The 14,383-nt window shown below is 68.5% G+C and carries 17 protein-coding genes and 1 tRNA gene; 8 read left to right on the forward strand and 10 right to left on the reverse strand.

The features are described from left to right. Positions 1-48 precede the first annotated feature (48 nt). The 5 genes from ABEA34_RS07300 to ABEA34_RS07320 are packed head-to-tail and all read right to left on the reverse strand — an operon-like array spanning position 49 to position 4,228. Positions 49-651 carry a GNAT family N-acetyltransferase gene (locus tag ABEA34_RS07300; RefSeq protein ID WP_345520583.1) on the reverse strand — a complete coding sequence of 201 codons (603 nt, stop codon included), beginning with the start codon at positions 649-651 and terminating at the stop codon, positions 49-51. Beyond that, positions 648-1,124 carry a MogA/MoaB family molybdenum cofactor biosynthesis protein gene (locus ABEA34_RS07305; RefSeq protein ID WP_345520584.1) on the reverse strand — a complete coding sequence of 159 codons (477 nt, stop codon included), beginning with the start codon at positions 1,122-1,124 and terminating at the stop codon, positions 648-650. The genes ABEA34_RS07300 and ABEA34_RS07305 overlap by 4 nt, the downstream gene beginning before the upstream one ends. Next, entirely contained in the window at positions 1,121-1,594 is a 474-nt protein-coding gene (moaC, locus tag ABEA34_RS07310) for a cyclic pyranopterin monophosphate synthase MoaC (protein WP_345520585.1), read from the reverse strand. The genes ABEA34_RS07305 and moaC overlap by 4 nt, the downstream gene beginning before the upstream one ends. Continuing rightward, on the reverse strand, positions 1,594-2,835 hold the full coding sequence (gene glp / locus ABEA34_RS07315; RefSeq protein WP_345520586.1) for a molybdotransferase-like divisome protein Glp: 1,242 nt from the start codon (positions 2,833-2,835) through the stop codon (positions 1,594-1,596). Before glp ends, moaC begins: the two co-directional genes overlap by 1 nt. Positions 2,836-2,839: 4 nt before the next feature. Then, complete coding sequence (locus tag ABEA34_RS07320; protein WP_345520587.1) at positions 2,840-4,228, reverse strand: UTP--glucose-1-phosphate uridylyltransferase; 1,389 nt, start codon at positions 4,226-4,228, stop codon at positions 2,840-2,842. Between the two features lie 32 nt (positions 4,229-4,260). Here ABEA34_RS07320 and ABEA34_RS07325 point away from each other — a divergent pair, with 32 nt between their 5' ends. The 4 genes from ABEA34_RS07325 (at position 4,261) to ABEA34_RS07340 (ending at position 6,295) form a co-directional block, all read left to right on the forward strand. Further along, positions 4,261-4,839 carry a 5-formyltetrahydrofolate cyclo-ligase gene (locus ABEA34_RS07325; protein ID WP_345522766.1) on the forward strand — a complete coding sequence of 193 codons (579 nt, stop codon included), beginning with the start codon at positions 4,261-4,263 and terminating at the stop codon, positions 4,837-4,839. A 72-nt stretch (positions 4,840-4,911) separates the two neighbouring features. After that, positions 4,912-5,217, forward strand: coding sequence for an FmdB family zinc ribbon protein (locus ABEA34_RS07330; protein WP_345520588.1), 306 nt, complete (start codon positions 4,912-4,914; stop codon positions 5,215-5,217). A 64-nt stretch (positions 5,218-5,281) separates the two neighbouring features. Continuing rightward, positions 5,282-5,911 (forward strand): SAF domain-containing protein, encoded by a 630-nt coding sequence (locus ABEA34_RS07335; protein WP_345520589.1) that lies wholly within the window; start codon positions 5,282-5,284, stop codon positions 5,909-5,911. A 9-nt stretch (positions 5,912-5,920) separates the two neighbouring features. Then, a complete protein-coding gene (locus tag ABEA34_RS07340) occupies positions 5,921-6,295 on the forward strand; it encodes an MscL family protein (RefSeq protein WP_345520590.1) in 375 nt (124 codons plus the stop codon). Here ABEA34_RS07340 and ABEA34_RS07345 read toward each other — a convergent pair whose 3' ends face one another. The 4 genes from ABEA34_RS07345 to ABEA34_RS07360 form a co-directional block, all read right to left on the reverse strand. Then, positions 6,296-6,457, reverse strand: coding sequence for a hypothetical protein (locus tag ABEA34_RS07345; RefSeq protein WP_345520591.1), 162 nt, complete (start codon positions 6,455-6,457; stop codon positions 6,296-6,298). A gap of 10 nt (positions 6,458-6,467) precedes the next feature. Beyond that, positions 6,468-7,718: an LCP family protein gene (locus ABEA34_RS07350; RefSeq protein WP_345520592.1), complete on the reverse strand. Its 1,251-nt coding sequence runs from the start codon at positions 7,716-7,718 to the stop codon at positions 6,468-6,470. Between the two features lie 247 nt (positions 7,719-7,965). Beyond that, entirely contained in the window at positions 7,966-8,847 is an 882-nt protein-coding gene (locus tag ABEA34_RS07355) for a hypothetical protein (protein ID WP_345520593.1), read from the reverse strand. Beyond that, entirely contained in the window at positions 8,844-9,350 is a 507-nt protein-coding gene (locus tag ABEA34_RS07360) for a SigE family RNA polymerase sigma factor (protein ID WP_345520594.1), read from the reverse strand. Before ABEA34_RS07360 ends, ABEA34_RS07355 begins: the two co-directional genes overlap by 4 nt. A 393-nt stretch (positions 9,351-9,743) precedes the next feature. Between ABEA34_RS07360 and ABEA34_RS07365 the strand changes: the two genes are divergently transcribed. After that, positions 9,744-9,819: transfer RNA gene (locus tag ABEA34_RS07365), tRNA-Arg, on the forward strand. 361 nt (positions 9,820-10,180) lie between these two features. Next, positions 10,181-10,933: a hypothetical protein gene (locus tag ABEA34_RS07370; protein ID WP_345520595.1), complete on the forward strand. Its 753-nt coding sequence runs from the start codon at positions 10,181-10,183 to the stop codon at positions 10,931-10,933. 411 nt (positions 10,934-11,344) lie between these two features. Here ABEA34_RS07370 and ABEA34_RS07375 read toward each other — a convergent pair whose 3' ends face one another. Then, positions 11,345-11,941, reverse strand: a complete 597-nt coding sequence (locus ABEA34_RS07375; protein ID WP_345520596.1) for a hypothetical protein — start codon at positions 11,939-11,941, stop codon at positions 11,345-11,347. A gap of 784 nt (positions 11,942-12,725) precedes the next feature. On the opposite strand from ABEA34_RS07375, the gene ABEA34_RS07380 reads away from it, so the two are divergent. Continuing rightward, complete coding sequence (locus tag ABEA34_RS07380) at positions 12,726-13,205, forward strand: hypothetical protein (RefSeq protein WP_345520597.1); 480 nt, start codon at positions 12,726-12,728, stop codon at positions 13,203-13,205. 377 nt (positions 13,206-13,582) lie between these two features. Next, positions 13,583-14,359 carry an aldo/keto reductase gene (locus ABEA34_RS07385; RefSeq protein ID WP_345520598.1) on the forward strand — a complete coding sequence of 259 codons (777 nt, stop codon included), beginning with the start codon at positions 13,583-13,585 and terminating at the stop codon, positions 14,357-14,359. Positions 14,360-14,383: the final 24 nt, after the last annotated feature.

The following is a 14,383-nucleotide window of genomic DNA, read 5'->3' on the forward strand; positions in this document are numbered from 1 at the left end:
TGAGTGCTGCCTCATCGGACCTCGGATGTCAACAGGTGTGTCGCAAATTCACTCGTGTGACTGTTGGGATTCGAGCCGGGCGATCATCCCGCCCGGGCACTCCTCGACGGTGACCGCGTAGATGCGGTGGTCGCGCCACGCGCCGTCGATGTGCAGGAACCTCGGGGCGTAGCCGACCTCCCGCAGGTCGAGCTTCTCCACGACCCGCAGCGAGTTGGAGTTCTCGGGCCGGATCGCGATCTCGATCCGGTGCAGGCCGGCGACCGTGAAGCAGTGGTCGATCACCATCGCCACGGCGCGCGGCATCACCCCGCGCCCGGCGTACTGCTGGTCGATCCAGTAGCCCACCGACGCGAACTGCGCCGAGCCGCGCACGATGTTGTTGACGGTCACCTGCCCGGCGAACCGGCCGTCGACGTCGATCGCGAAGGGGTACGTCGTGCCGGCGCGCGCCTGCCGGTGGAGCCGTCGCACGAGGCTGCGGAACGTCGCGGGCCGCGCCTCCGCGCCGGGCGGCACGGTCGCGTCCCAGGGGATCAGCCAGGCCGCGTTGCGGCGGCGGGCGTCGCGCCAGGCGCGCGCGTCGGAGGCGGCCAGCGGCCGCACCGTCACGTCACCCGTGCGCAGCCGGGCCGGCCAGCCGCGGCTCAATGATCGCTCCCGACGACCTGTTCCACGGCGTGCACGAGGATCGGCCGCAGCACGGCGAGGCCGTCCTTCACTCCCCCGCGCGAGCCCGGGAGGTTGACGACCAGGCAGCTGCCCACGACGCCGGCCACGCCGCGCGACAGCACGGCGGTGGGGATGCCGGTGGCGACGCCGTACGCGCGGATCGCCTCGGCGATGCCGGGCACCTCACGGTCGAGCAGCGGCCGGGTCACCTCGGGCGTGCGGTCGGTGGGGGTGAGGCCCGTGCCACCGGTGGTGAGCACGACGCGGGCGCCGCCCTCGGCGGCGGCGGCGATGGCGGCGCCGACGGGCTCGCCATCGGGCACCACGACCGGCGCGTCGACCACGAAGCCGAGCTCGACCAGGAAGTCGACGATCAGCGGGCCGGTGGTGTCCTCGTAGACGCCGGCGGCCGCGCGGTTGGAGGCGACGACGACCTCGGCCCGCATCGTCATGGCCGGGCCCAGTCCCCGGACTTGCCGCCCGTCTTGGTCTCGACCCGGATGTCGGTGATCACCGCGCCCTTGTCGACGGCCTTGACCATGTCGACGACGGTGAGCGCCGCGACCGAGACCGCGGTCAGCGCCTCCATCTCGACGCCGGTGCGGTCGGTCGTCCGCACCGTGGCGCTGATCTCGACCGCCTCGTCGGCGACGGCCAGGTCGACGGTGACGCCGGAGACGGCCAGCGGGTGGCAGAGGGGGATCAGCGCCGGCGTCTGCTTGGCGCCCATGATCCCGGCGATCCGGGCGACCGCGAGCGCGTCGCCCTTCGGCACGCCCTCCCCGCGGAGCAGCGCGACGACCTCCGCCGACACCAGCACCCGACCGGACGCCGTGGCCGTGCGCGCGGTGACGGCCTTGCCGGAGACGTCGACCATCCGGGCTGCGCCCGATGCGTCCACGTGCGTCAGACGGTCGGCCATCAGAACTCCTCGTCGAGCCTCAGCACCTGCACCTGCTCGCCGGCCGCGACCGCGGTGACGTCGGCGGGCACCACGACCAGCGCGTTGGACGATGCCAGATCGCCGATCAGGTGGGAACCGTGTCCGCCGACCGGAGTCACGGAGGCACCGCCCCGGTCGACGTCGTACTCCGCCCGCACCATCTGCTCCCGCCCGTCCGGCGACGAGATCGCGTGAGTGAGCCGGGCGGATACCGCCGGCCGGACGTAGGGCGTACGCCCCATCAGCTTCCGGATGGCGGGCAGCACGAACTGCTCGAAGGAGACGTACGACGAGACCGGGTTGCCCGGCAGCGTGAAGATGGGCGTCCGGTCGTCACCGACGAACCCGAAGCCCTGCGGCTTGCCGGGCTGCATCGCGACCGAGCCGAACCACACCGTGCCGAGCGGCCGCAGCGCCTCCTTGACGACGTCGAAGTCGCCCTGCGAGACGCCACCGCTGGTGACGACGATGTCGGCCCGGACGAGCTGGTCCTCGAGCGCGTCGAGGAAGGTCCGCGGCTCGTCGGGCACGATGCCCACGCGGTAGGCGATGGCGCCGGCTCGCCGGGCGGCGGCGGCCAGCAGGAACGAGTTGCCGTCGTAGATCGAGTCCCGGCCCAGCGGGGTGCCGGGCTCGCGCAGCTCGGACCCGGTCGAGATCACCACGACCCGCGGCCGGGGCCGCGACCGGACGGTCGCGCGGCCGACGGAGGCGAGGAGGCCGATGTGGCGCGGGCCGAGGACCGTGCCGCTCGAGACGAGCATGTCGCCGACCGAGACGTCCTGGCCGGCCGGGCGCACGTGCTGGCCCGCGGTCGACGCGCGGTCGATCCGCACCTGGGCGACGCCGCGGTCGGTCCACTCGTAGGGCACCACGCTGTCGGCGCCCGCGGGGATCGGCGCACCGGTCATGATCTTGGCCGCCGTGCCGGGCGCGAGCGCCATCAGGCCGCCCTGGCCGGCGCCGATCTCACCGATGACCGGCAGGTGCACGGGTGCCGCCTCGGTCGCGGTGACGACGTCCTCGGCGCGGACGGCGTACCCGTCCATCCCGGAGTTGTCGAAGGACGGCAGTGCCACCTCGGCGATGACGTCCTCGGCCGCGGAGAGGCCGAGGGCCTCCATCAGCGGCTGGGGGAAGTCGGTCAGCGGCTCGATCGCCTCGAGGATGCGCGCACGGTGCTCGTCGACCGTCCAGAGCTCGGGTTCCGGTCCACCCATCCCGTCAGGCGTCCGAGCCGGTCGAGAGCACCGAGTCGGCCGGGATCCGCTGGGCGGACGTGGCGTCGAGGTCCACGTCGCCGACGACCTGGACGCCGTGCCCGAAGGTCCAGTCCCCTGCGACGCGCAGCGACTGCGCCTTCCGCATCGAGGGCGCGCCCTCGGGGAAGCGCTTGTCGAAGTCGCCGACCAGCTTGTAGAAGTGGCTGTCGAGGTCGACGTACGGCAGCTCGACGGCCACCTGGTCGAGCACGAAGTCGCGGCCGATGTCGTAGACGTCGGAGCGCAGCACGAGCAGGTCGTTGGTGGTCTTCACCGGCACGAACCGGTCGCGGCCGACCTCGATCAGCTGCGACCCCTCGAAGACCTCGATGGCCGCACCCATGGCGGTCTCGATCTGGATCACCTCGGGGGTGGTCTTGTCGCTGGGGTCGAGGTTCTTGACGTTGCGGATCATCGGGAGCCCGAGGATGCCGTCGCGGCGGTCGAGCTCGTTCTGCATCGCCACCAGGTCGAACCACAGGTTGTTGGTCGAGCAGAACCGGTGCCGGTCGAGGTCGGCCAGCGCCTCGAGGTCCTCGGGCAGCGTCTGCGCGGTCTCGCGGAGCACGATCCGGCCGTCGGACTTGCGGCGCGCGAAGTGGCCGCCCTTCTTGTCGGACGGCGTACGGCGGACCGCCTCGATCGCGAACGGTGCCCCGCTGGCGGCGAACCACCCGGCGACGCGGGGATCGGGTACGGCGCCGAGGTTGTCGGAGTTGGAGACGAAGACGTAGCGGTAGCCGGCCTCGATGAGCTGGTCGAGCAGCCCGGTGCCGCGCAGGGCCGTGTAGAGGTCGCCGTGGCCGGGCGGGCACCACTCGAGGTCGGGTTCCTTCGGGTAGGTGGCGGGGCTCAGGTCCTTCGCCAGCAGCTTGGGCTCCTTGTTCTGCAGGAACTCCAGCGGCAGGCCCTCGACCGGCAGCGCGTCGTAGCGCGCCAGCGCGGCCATGGTGTCGCCCGAGGTGCGGAAGCTGTTCATGAAGATCAGCGGCAGCGGCGCGTCGTACTCCCCGCGCAGGTGCAGCACCTGGCGCGCGATGATGTCGAGGAAGCTCAGGCCGCGGCGGACGCAGAGCAGCGACTTGGCGCGGTCCATGCCCATCGAGGTGCCGAGGCCGCCGTTGAGCTTGATGACCGCGGTCGCGCGGATCGCGGCGGCGCCGTCCTCGTCGGACACGGCGACGTCGCCGAGCGACTCGATCGACACCGGGTCGATCGACGACTCGGGGATCATCCCGGTCTCCCCGTGCTCGAGGAGCCGGAAGTAGTGGGCGAAGGTCTCGATCGCGACCTCGTCCACACCGGCCGCAGCCATCTTGTCGCGCGCCTTCCGCAGGCCAGCACTACCCATGTTCACGATCGTAGGCTTCCCTCGTGGCGCCCATGCAATCACCTGCCAAAACAGCGGTCCGGGACCGGCTGCTGACCGACCGGCGACGGCGTCCGCTCGCCGAGGTGGTCGCGGCCGCCCGGGCGACGGCGGACCACCTCCTCGCCGTCCCCGAGGTACGCCGGGCGGCGACCGTCGCGGCGTACGTCTCGATGAACGGCGAGCCCGGCACCGCTCCGCTGCTGGACGCCCTGAGGGCGGCCGGCAAGCGCGTCATCCTGCCCGTGCTGCTCCCCGACGGCGACCTGGACTGGGCGGCGTACCGGAGCCCGGAGGACCTCGCGCCGGCCCGGCTCGGACTGCTGGAGCCGGTCGGCGAGCGGCTGGGTCCGGACGCGGTGGCCACCGCCGACGTGGTGCTGGTGCCGGGGCTGGCCGTCGACCGCACCGGCCTCCGGCTCGGCCGCGGCGGGGGCTCCTACGACCGCGCGCTCGGCCGGGTGCCGGTGGGCACCTTCACCTGCGTGCTGCTCTACGAGAGCGAGGTCGGCGTGCCGGTGCCGGCCGAGCCCCACGACCGTGCGGTCGGCTGGGCGGCGACGCCGGCAGGGGTCGTCCGCCTCGGCTCCTGATCCGCTGGCCTCCTCGGGTATCCTTGGCACTCGTCCGGGTTGAGTGCCAGACGAGATGCCTCGAGGAGAACCGTGCCCACCTATCAGTACGCCTGCACCGAGTGCGGCCACGCCTTCGAGCAGGTCCAGAGCTTCTCCGACGACGCACTGACCGTGTGCCCGGAGTGCGAGGGCAAGCTGCGCAAGGTGTTCAACGCCGTCGGCGTCGTCTTCAAGGGCTCCGGCTTCTACCGCACCGACTCCCGCGCCGGCTCGACCGCGACGGACCCTGCGGTCGCGAAGTCGGAGACGAAGACCGAGACGAAGTCCGAGTCCAAGAGCGAGACCAAGAGCGAGTCGAAGCCGGCCCCGGCCGCCGCCAGCAGCTCCTCCGACTGACCTCGTCCACGCACCCTGTGGAGAGCGGGAGCGCCGACTGCCGGTCCTCTCCTAGCGTCACGGCATGGCCGTCCGTGACCGTCTCGCCACCACCCGCCGCACCCTCCGCCGCGCGGTGCTCAGGCGCCGCCGGCTGCTCGCCGGGCTGCTGACCGCCGTCGCGGTCGCCGCCGGCCTGCACGCCACCACGGCGAAGCCGCCGCCGCAGGTCGCGGTCCTGGTGGCCGCCCACGACCTCCCGGCCGGGGCGGTCCTCGAGGCGGACGACGTACGCCGGGCCGCGTTCGCCCCCGGCTCGGTCCCCGACGGTGTGGCCGACGACCCTGCCGGGCGCACCCTGGCGGCACCGATGCGGGCCGGCGAGCCGGTGACCGACGTTCGCCTCGTCGGTCCCGCCCTCACCGACGGCTACCCCGGGCTGGTGGCCGTGCCCGTCCGGCTGCCGGACGCCGGCATGGCGGGGCTGCTGCGCGTCGGCGACCGGATCGACCTGGTGGCCGCGGACCCACAGGGGAGGTCGGCCGAGACGGTCGCGGCCGGCGTACCGGTGCTCGCCCTGCCGGACACCCCCACCGAGGTCGGCGCGGCCGGCCTCACCGGGCGGTTGGTGGTCGTCGGAGCCGCGCCGGGAGACGTCACCCGGATCGCCGACTCCTCGGTGCGGGCCTTCGTCACGATCGCATTTTCGGACTAGCGTCAGTCCATGACCGGTTTCAAGAACTTCATCCTCAAGGGCAACGTCATCGAGCTCGCCGTTGCGGTCGTGATCGCCACCTCGTTCGGCGCGGTGATCAAGGCAACGGTCGCGCTCCTGCTCGGGCTCGTCGGCAAGCTCGGGGACCAGCCGGACTTCAGTGACTGGAAGCCCTACGGGCTGCTCTTCGGCGTCTGGGTGACCGCGGTGGTCTCGTTCCTCATCCTGGCGGCCGTCGTCTACTTCGTCGTGGTGCTGCCGTACACGAAGGCCAAGGAGCGATTCTTCCCGAGCGACGCTCCGGGTGCGCCCGCCGACGTGCAGCTGCTGGAGGAGATCCGCGACCTGCTGGCCGCCCAGCAGGGCCGACCGCCGACGGCCTAGTCAGTCACCGTGGTGCGGCGGCACCTGTCGCCGCAGCCACTCGTCCGAGGCCGACTCCCCCCGGGCCGGCGCCTCGTCGCGCTCGTCCCCGGTCGTGTCCGGCAGGGCGTCGCCGAATACCTCGGCGAGCCGTCGCCGGCGCTCCCAGTCGCTCTCGGTCATCTGCTCAGACTCACACGCAGAGGCCGGCGTTGGCGAGCGCCTGGGCGCTGGCCTCGTCCTCGGGCTTGCTGGTCGGGCTCGAGCTCGGGCTCCCTGACGGGCTCCCGGAGGGGCTGGACGACGGGCTGGAGCCGGGCAGGTCGCCGGCGCTGATCACGTCGGAGCTCAGGCGCCGCGTCAGCGGCTCGTCCTTGCGGACCTTGGCCCAGACCTGGTTGGCCTGCGGCTGCACCAGGGCCAACCGGTTCGGGTCGCTCGGCGCCGCCATGATCGGGATCGTGAGGAACTGGATGTTGTCGAGGCCGATGCTCTTGAACTGGTTGCCCAGCTCGGCGATCTTGACGACGTTCTTCAGGCCGGGGTCCACGGTGAGCGACTTGGTGGCCGAGTCGAGGAAGCGCACCAGCCGGTCCGGTCGCGCCAGGGTGCCCGCGGTGACGACCTGGTGGGCCATCGAGGCGATGAACGCCTGCTGCCGCTTCATCCGGCCGACGTCCGAGCCGTCACCGACGACGTACCTCTCCCGCACGTAGTTGAGGGCCTCGTTGCCGTGCAGCTTGCGGGTGCCTGCGGGGATGTGGATGTGGTGGTCGGGATCGTCGATGTCCTCGGGGATGCACATCGAGACGCCCCCGATGGCGTCGACCATGCCGCGGAAGCCCTCGAAGTCGACCTTGACAAAGTGGTCGAGGCGGATGCCGGTGACCTGCTCGAACTGCTGGATCGTGCAGGCGGGGCCACCCACTGCGAAGGCCTCGTTCCACATCACCTGGTCGGCGCCGGCGATCTTCTCCCCGTTGGCCTTCTTGCACTCCGGCCGGTCGATCAGCAGGTCACGCGGGATGCTGATGCCGTAGGCACGCTTCCGGTCGGCCGAGAGGTGCAGCAGGATCGTGGTGTCTGACCGCTCGCCGCCACCGGTGAGGCCGTCGATGTTGTTGCCGGCGCCGTCGCGGGTGTCCGAGCCCATGATGAGGACGTTGAGCGGCTCCCGCGGGCCCTCGACCTTGACCTTGTCCGGGCGGTTCGACAGCTGCGACGACGGGTCGAGGACCTCGAGGTTGCCGTTGAGGTGCCGGTAGAGGAAGACCACGCCGAGGCCGGTGGCGAGGCCCAGGACCACCACCGTGGACAGGAGGACCTTGCCCACCGTGTGCCGCTTGCGCACCTTGCCGCGCCGCTTGGGACCGCTGCGCACCTCGGCCTGGGGGGTCACGTCGCCGGGCTCGGACGGAGTACCGTCGAGTTCAGCGTCGGACACAGATCTACCTCTAGGTCGGGGACTCGGGCCGCTCGGCGGCGCGCCCGAGCCTACGGTGCGAACCTGAATTGTCCCTGTGACCCGGCGCGGGGGCCAAACTGCCGCCTACTACGATGACGGGGCACGCCCCAGTAGACCGTGTTGAGAACTTATGGTGCCGCTCGGGTCGCCTCTGCTCCTCGAACGATTGAGCAGAAGTGTGCCGATCCGGAACAAGGGCTTTCTTCGTCTGGCTCAGAGGTCAGCGTTAGTGGTGCCCGAGCGTCTCGCCCGAACACCCGCTGATCGTGTCTGGACGCCATGCCCCGTCCGTCTCGGCCACTGTCACTACCGCGCGCGTCGTGCCATCGGCCCGTAGGAGCGCGACGCGGGCCTTGCCGGTATTGACCTCATCAGGTGCACTGGCGGATTCATCATCGGACAGAAGCGAGGCTGCAGCCAGTTGCGGTGTCGCATACCGAGGCTGCTCGCCTGTCCAGTCCTCGAACGTCGACTGTTCGAACTGGTCGGGTGTCCGACATTCGAGCGCATATACGTCCCGTTCGACGGGAGTGGAGCGGACCGGGATAGTTCTGATCGTCCCGTGCGCGACGAGGGTCACCTCCGACGGAGGCTCGGTGAGGCCATCAACAGAGACGGTGACTCGCCCGGCGTCAGCCGTGCAAGGGCCGTCGCCGACGTCGTCCCGAACTTTGAGGATGAAGGCGCCTTTGTCCGTGACTGAGGCCGAGGCTTCGGGTGGGCAACTGCTGCTGTAGGCCATATCGGAGACGTAGATGAGTGTCTGGTCATCGGACTCCCAAGCGGCCATGTCCGTGAAACTGGCGTCGCCGAACATCGCGGCGACGGGCTCGGATACACCGGTCTCGACATGAGCGACCAGAGGCTGTCCGGTATCGGCTGCGATGGCGCGATTTGCCTCGTCGCCGCTGGTGCCGGGAAGACCTCGGGTGGCTAGGAATCCTCCGCCGACGATGACGGCGGTCATGGTTGCGACACCGGCCAGGGCGGTGCGGCGCTTGCGGCGTCGCGCGACGTGCCCTGCGGCAATAACGTCTTTGATGGGGGCGCTGCCGGTTGGGATGTCGTCCCAGAGTCGGTCGAGAGTGGCGGGGGGCTTGTCGGTCATCGCTGGGTTCCTTCGGCGAGGTCGGACAGATGGCTGTTGGTCGCGAGTTGATTGAGAGCGCGCGAGAGGCGGCTCTTGACGGTTCCGGGGGCGATACCGAGGACTTCGGCGGTCTGTCGCTCGCTGAGGTGTGCGTAGTAGCGGAGGACGACGACCTCGCGGTTCACCTTCGAGAGGTCACCCAGTGCCCGGTTGACGGCGTCGGACATGTCGACCTGGCGCGTCGGATCGTCGGAGCCTGCGTCGGGAAGGGCGGCGGTTGGTCGTTCACCCCACCAACGTCGTCGACGGCTGTCTCGGTGGCAGTTCAGCAGGATTCGGTAGACGTAGGCGTCGCGGTCGGTTGCCTTTTCCACTCTTCGCCAGCCGGTGTAGCAGCGCAGCAGCGTGGTCTGGACGAGGTCGTGTGCTTCATCCAAGTTGCAGCCGAGAAAGACTGCTGAACGGACCAGGGTCGGCCAGCGGGCGCTCGCGTAGGCGGAGAAGTCTCCGTCGTGGTCCATCTGCCCTCCTCAGGTCCGCTGCTACTCGTCCGACGAGTTGGTGTTCGTACGAGGTTCCATCGACAGCATGGATGTGGGAGCGGTGTGCTCATCGCGGGTCTGGTGCTCGTGGTTCACGTGTTCGTTGACCGGGCCGTGACGGCCGGGCTCACGTCTGATGCTGCCCTCCAGGTCGCGCGTACGTGGATGCCTCAGAGAACGCATCCGCGACCGGGCACCTGAGCACCCCGCGCCCTCAGGGCAGCGGGGCACGCGTGCTGCCCTCACACGGAAACGGCCTCTGAGCACCGACCAGTTCGGTCACGCTCAGGGGCCGTATTCGTGTCGTCAACCGTCGGCTGCCAAACTGTCCACCGTCAGTGGACGCTTTCAACACGAATGTGCACATGGCCCGCCCCAGTAGCTCAGTGGATAGAGCAGCCGCCTCCTAAGCGAAAGGTCGCAAGTTCGACTCTTGCCTGGGGCACCAACGCAAAAGCGCAGGTCAGATCGTTGAGTAGGCCTCTGATCTGCGCTTTTGTCATCTGCGAGCTCCTGTCGGGCGGTGCCGGCCCGTGTCAGCCTGGGTCGTCCCGACTTGTGGAAACGACCTGTTAACGGGGATTTGACGGGCGGTCTATGTGAATTCTATGTCAATTTCTGGTGCCCGGCCTGGGCAGCTTGGGTCGCTGACAACTCCTGCTCCGCGCCGTTTGTGGCGATGATCGACGCCCTTCGCGGGGTGCGGGATCAACCCATCCGACTCCGAGATCGCATCACGCGAGGGCGGACTCGCGTACCCACTGATCCCAGCGTTCGCCAAGCCTGTTTCGCGGCCAGGAAGCGAATCGGTGGCGCTGGTGGGACACCTCTGTGGTGGAGGCGACGAGATGGATCAGGATCGAGCCGAGGTCGAGACTTGGGCAGATCAGCACGCCGACGACCTCGTCACCGAGGTCGAGCGTCACGGAGTGCCGATCACGCGTGGAGAGGCGCTCTGGCGATTGCTCAGCGCCGTCGCCATCGTCCAAGCACCTGAGTATGCGATCGACGACGGCGGCGAGCCGAAGCCGATCGAGCCGGGCTCGGACCGTCAGGTGTGGCGCCGCCCGGACTTCGTTGAGCAGGTGGCAGCCGGAGCGGTTCACTTTGCGGGGAGGGTCTACCTTCCAGTCGACCTAGCGACGTCCACTACCGGCGTCGCGATCCCATGGGGCGTGGCGACCGAGCTCGTCACGCGTCTGAGCGCGTTGCTCGCAACTGGGCTGACACTAGAAACCTCACTGGTCGGGCTCGCGCCTCCACGCGATCTGGCACCGCTCATCGTCCGGTTGAGCTCTAGAGTCGCCGAGACGATTGCCTGGGTCGGTGACGACGACATCATCAATGACACCAAGGTCAACGGCCGGCGCTACCTGCTAGTCCGAGCGTGCGACGCGTGGCGCGCCGCGGAGATTCTCCGCCATGCCGGTAACGCCCTCGCCGATGACGAGTCGTTGGCCCGTAGTGACGGGACCGACGGATTCGATGACCTAGCCGCCCAGTCTGCGCGGCACACATTCCTGTGGGAGTTGGACACATGGATCAATCCGACCGATCCGTGATCGAATCTGGCAGCCGAGTATGTCCGGCCTCAGGCAGAAGGCGAGGGCTACGGCCCGGTCCCCGGGTCCAGATTCGAACCGGAATCCTCTGGACAAGATCGGAGGCTCGCCTGCGGCCGTCTCAGACTCAGCATTCCCTCGGAGAACCTCGGGTTAGCGAGGAAACTCCCCGTCGGACGCCCCCAAGTCTATCGGAGCGTCTGGGGAGGCCTGCCGGTCGTTTCTGATGACTTTTCGATGACGTGTCGAGTCGTCGCCCGCGGCGTGGTCGAGCCCCGAAGACCGTGCTCGTCGTCGCCGTCTCGACCCGGCGTCGAACCGCCGCCTGCCGGGCAGGGTACGTCTGTGGCTGAGGCCTGCCCGAGGCTGCGAATTTCTGGTGCAGGATCCGACTGGCAGTGCCGCCACCGCCTACGCCTCTATGTTGAGCCATCCAAGGAGCTGTTCGCCGGTATCCGTGAGACCACTGATAACTGAGTGACCGCCCCAAGACACAGTCCCGCTGAGGAGGCCCTCGCCGATCAGCGCTCGAATCACCGCTGACGGGAATCCGGCGACCGCATTCGTGACCTGGCTATGCAGTTCCTTCTCGGCGGCCGGATGAGCCTGCCGACGCTCGCCAGATGCGTCAACGATCGCTTCCGCTCGACGCACTTGTTCGAGCGCTCGTACATGGGGGGCGTCGATTCTTTCCAGGATCGAGGTAAGTACTGTCGCCTCATCGATCTCTGCGTCGTCTAAGACGGCCCCAGCAACTACACGCCCCAAGAGGCGCCGCTTGCTCGCAAGACCGCTCGCCGCCGCGACGAGGATCGCGCGCGAAGTCAGTGCGTCAAGTTCCTCCGACGATGCCAGTCGCGCGTCGAGCTCTTCCAGGCCGCCGGCGGCAGCCGCAGCCGGGGCTACAACGTCACCGGCTCGGGCAGACCAACGTTGCCTGAAGGTCAGGCTGACCCCTGGGAGGATGGCTCCGGTTCCGACGGTGAACTCGATCTCGGTATCGGCCATGAGTCGAGCCTATGTTCACGGCCCCCGTTCCCATCGCAACCGCTACCGCTCGCGATGCCGGGGATGCCTCTCGCCCTCACGCCGAACTCGCCCGCAAGGTGCGTCTATCCGCCACGTTAGAGGATCGTGCAGCTCAGTTTGGCTGCTCCGCGGGAGCGCTCCATGACCGTGCGCCCCCGCGGGAAACATCGCTATTGATCGTTGTCGGGGTGCAATCCTTCTGGTGGTGCTTAGATGCACAGTCATGAGCCTGTTGCGGCGACTCGCTGCGCTTTTGCTGATCGTTGTCGGCTTGTTCGCTGCGACGCCGACTGCCCCAGCACTCGCTCACCGAGACGGATGCCACGCGGCTCACAGTTGCCCGAGCGATGCCAACCCGCCCAGCTACACGTGCGGCGATACGGGGAACTACAACTTCTGCCCGGGCTTGAGTGGTTCGGCTTTCGCGAGCGGTGGCACCACTGCCACGGTTGGTTCAGCACTGGATGCATACGTCTCGTGGTCAGTAGCCGTTATCTCGGCCTCGACTACGTATCAGTGGTATCGCTCCGGTGTGGCAATCCCAAGCGCAGTGACTACGTCCTACACCGTGACGCTCGATGACATTGGACAGGTGCTCGTCATGACGGCCTCAGCCGTTGATGGACGCGGGCAGTCCGCCACAGCATCGACTTCCCCGGTAACACCGGCGTACCCACCACTCCCCACTGGGTCAGCGTCTCTGAATACGTCCACGGCGACCATTGGCACCACTGTCACTGCCACCGTCCAGTGGAGCAGGGCGGTGTCCGCCACCTATCAGTGGTTCCGCGCCAACGTTCCGATCGCCGGAGCGACTACTGCCGTCTACACAGCAACGAGGGCCGACTTGGGCCAACCTCTGAAGCTCGTTGCGGTAGCCACCGAATACGGCCGCACAGTGACCGTCGCGACACCTGTGCTGACGCCAATGGCTACTTCGAAGCTCACCCTCGAGACGCGTCCTACCATCCGCGCAGGCGGGAAAGCAGTCGTGCGTGGAACTCTCTCGACCTCCGCCGGACCCGCGGGGCGCATCGTCAGGATCACGACATGGCAGAAAGTGGGACACCGCTGGTTACTCCGCAGCAATGTGACCACGACGGTGTCGAAGACGGGCAACTTCACCGTTAAGCAGCGAATCCGTTCGAGCCAGAAGGGCTCATGGCGCTTCAAGGCCTTCTACGCTGGTGCCGCAGGCGTCAAGGCCGCACAGTCGTCCTACGCCCCTCTTCTTGCTCGTTGAACGAGACCCTCGGCCAGACCTCGCCGCCTGTCGATGCGCTGCCAGGTAGCGGCGTTGATTGATCTCGCATCGGTCGGGCCGCGTCTTTCCACCGCGAGTTGGCCTAAGGCGAAGCGCTTTCGTACGACAGGAGAGGGCACTCAGGTCCCTACGGACCGGGCACACACACTGGGACCGTCGTGCGCAGCCCCCGCCCCGCCTTGCTAGTGATCGACGAGCCGCCGAACGGCGCGGGCTAGCTCTCGACCGACAGTTCTTCAGCCTGGGAACGCTCCACGAGCGTTCGCATCACGGGGCGGCTGTCAGCACGCGCGATCGTCCAAGGCCTCGACTCATTCGTCCAACCCGGGCGAGGTGGTTATCTCTAGCGTTGAGGTGTGTCCACCAAGCTAGATCGATCGGCCTCCATTCGAGAAGCCATTCCACCCGTAGGCCTCGGGACCTGGCCGCTGAAGGGCGATACCGCGTACCGGATCGTGCTGCAGGCGCTCGAGATGGGATACCGCCACCTCGACACGGCGACTTACTACGGCAACGAGGAGCAGATCGGTCGGGCGCTGCGCTCTAGCGGGCTACGACGCGACGAGGTCTTCATCACGACGAAGATGCCGCAAGGTAACGCCGGGCGTGAGCGCGCCACCATCGAGGAGAGCCTTCAGGCGTTGCAGGTAGATGCCGTCGACCTGTGGCTTGTTCATTGGCCCCCGGCAGGCAAGTCTGCCCCTGACACGTGGGCTGAGTTCCTGCGTGCACGAGACGATGGGTTGGCCCGTTTCGTAGGCGTGAGCAACTACGACGTATCGCAGCTGGACGAACTCACCGCGGCCCACAAGGAGGCCCCGGCACTCAACCAGATCCGCTACGGCCCGAGCCTCCACAGCCAGCTGCTCCTCACTGAGCACGAGCGGCGCGGCATCGTGGTCGCCGGTTGGAGCCCATTCAAGTCCACCAACCTGGCGCACCCCGTGCTCGTCAGGATCGCCGATAATCACGGCATGTCCGCTGCACAGGTTGTCGTCCGCTGGCACATCCAACATGGCGTCATTTGCTTGCCGCGATCGACCAACGTCGGTCGGCTTCGCTCGAACCGGGACGTGGATGGCCTCGTCCTCACACCGGAGCAGATCACCGCAATCGACAAGCTGGCCGACTAATCAGACCTCGGGACTCGATCACAT

It is taken from the genome of Nocardioides conyzicola, from assembly GCF_039543825.1.
Classification (GTDB): domain Bacteria; phylum Actinomycetota; class Actinomycetes; order Propionibacteriales; family Nocardioidaceae; genus Nocardioides; species Nocardioides conyzicola.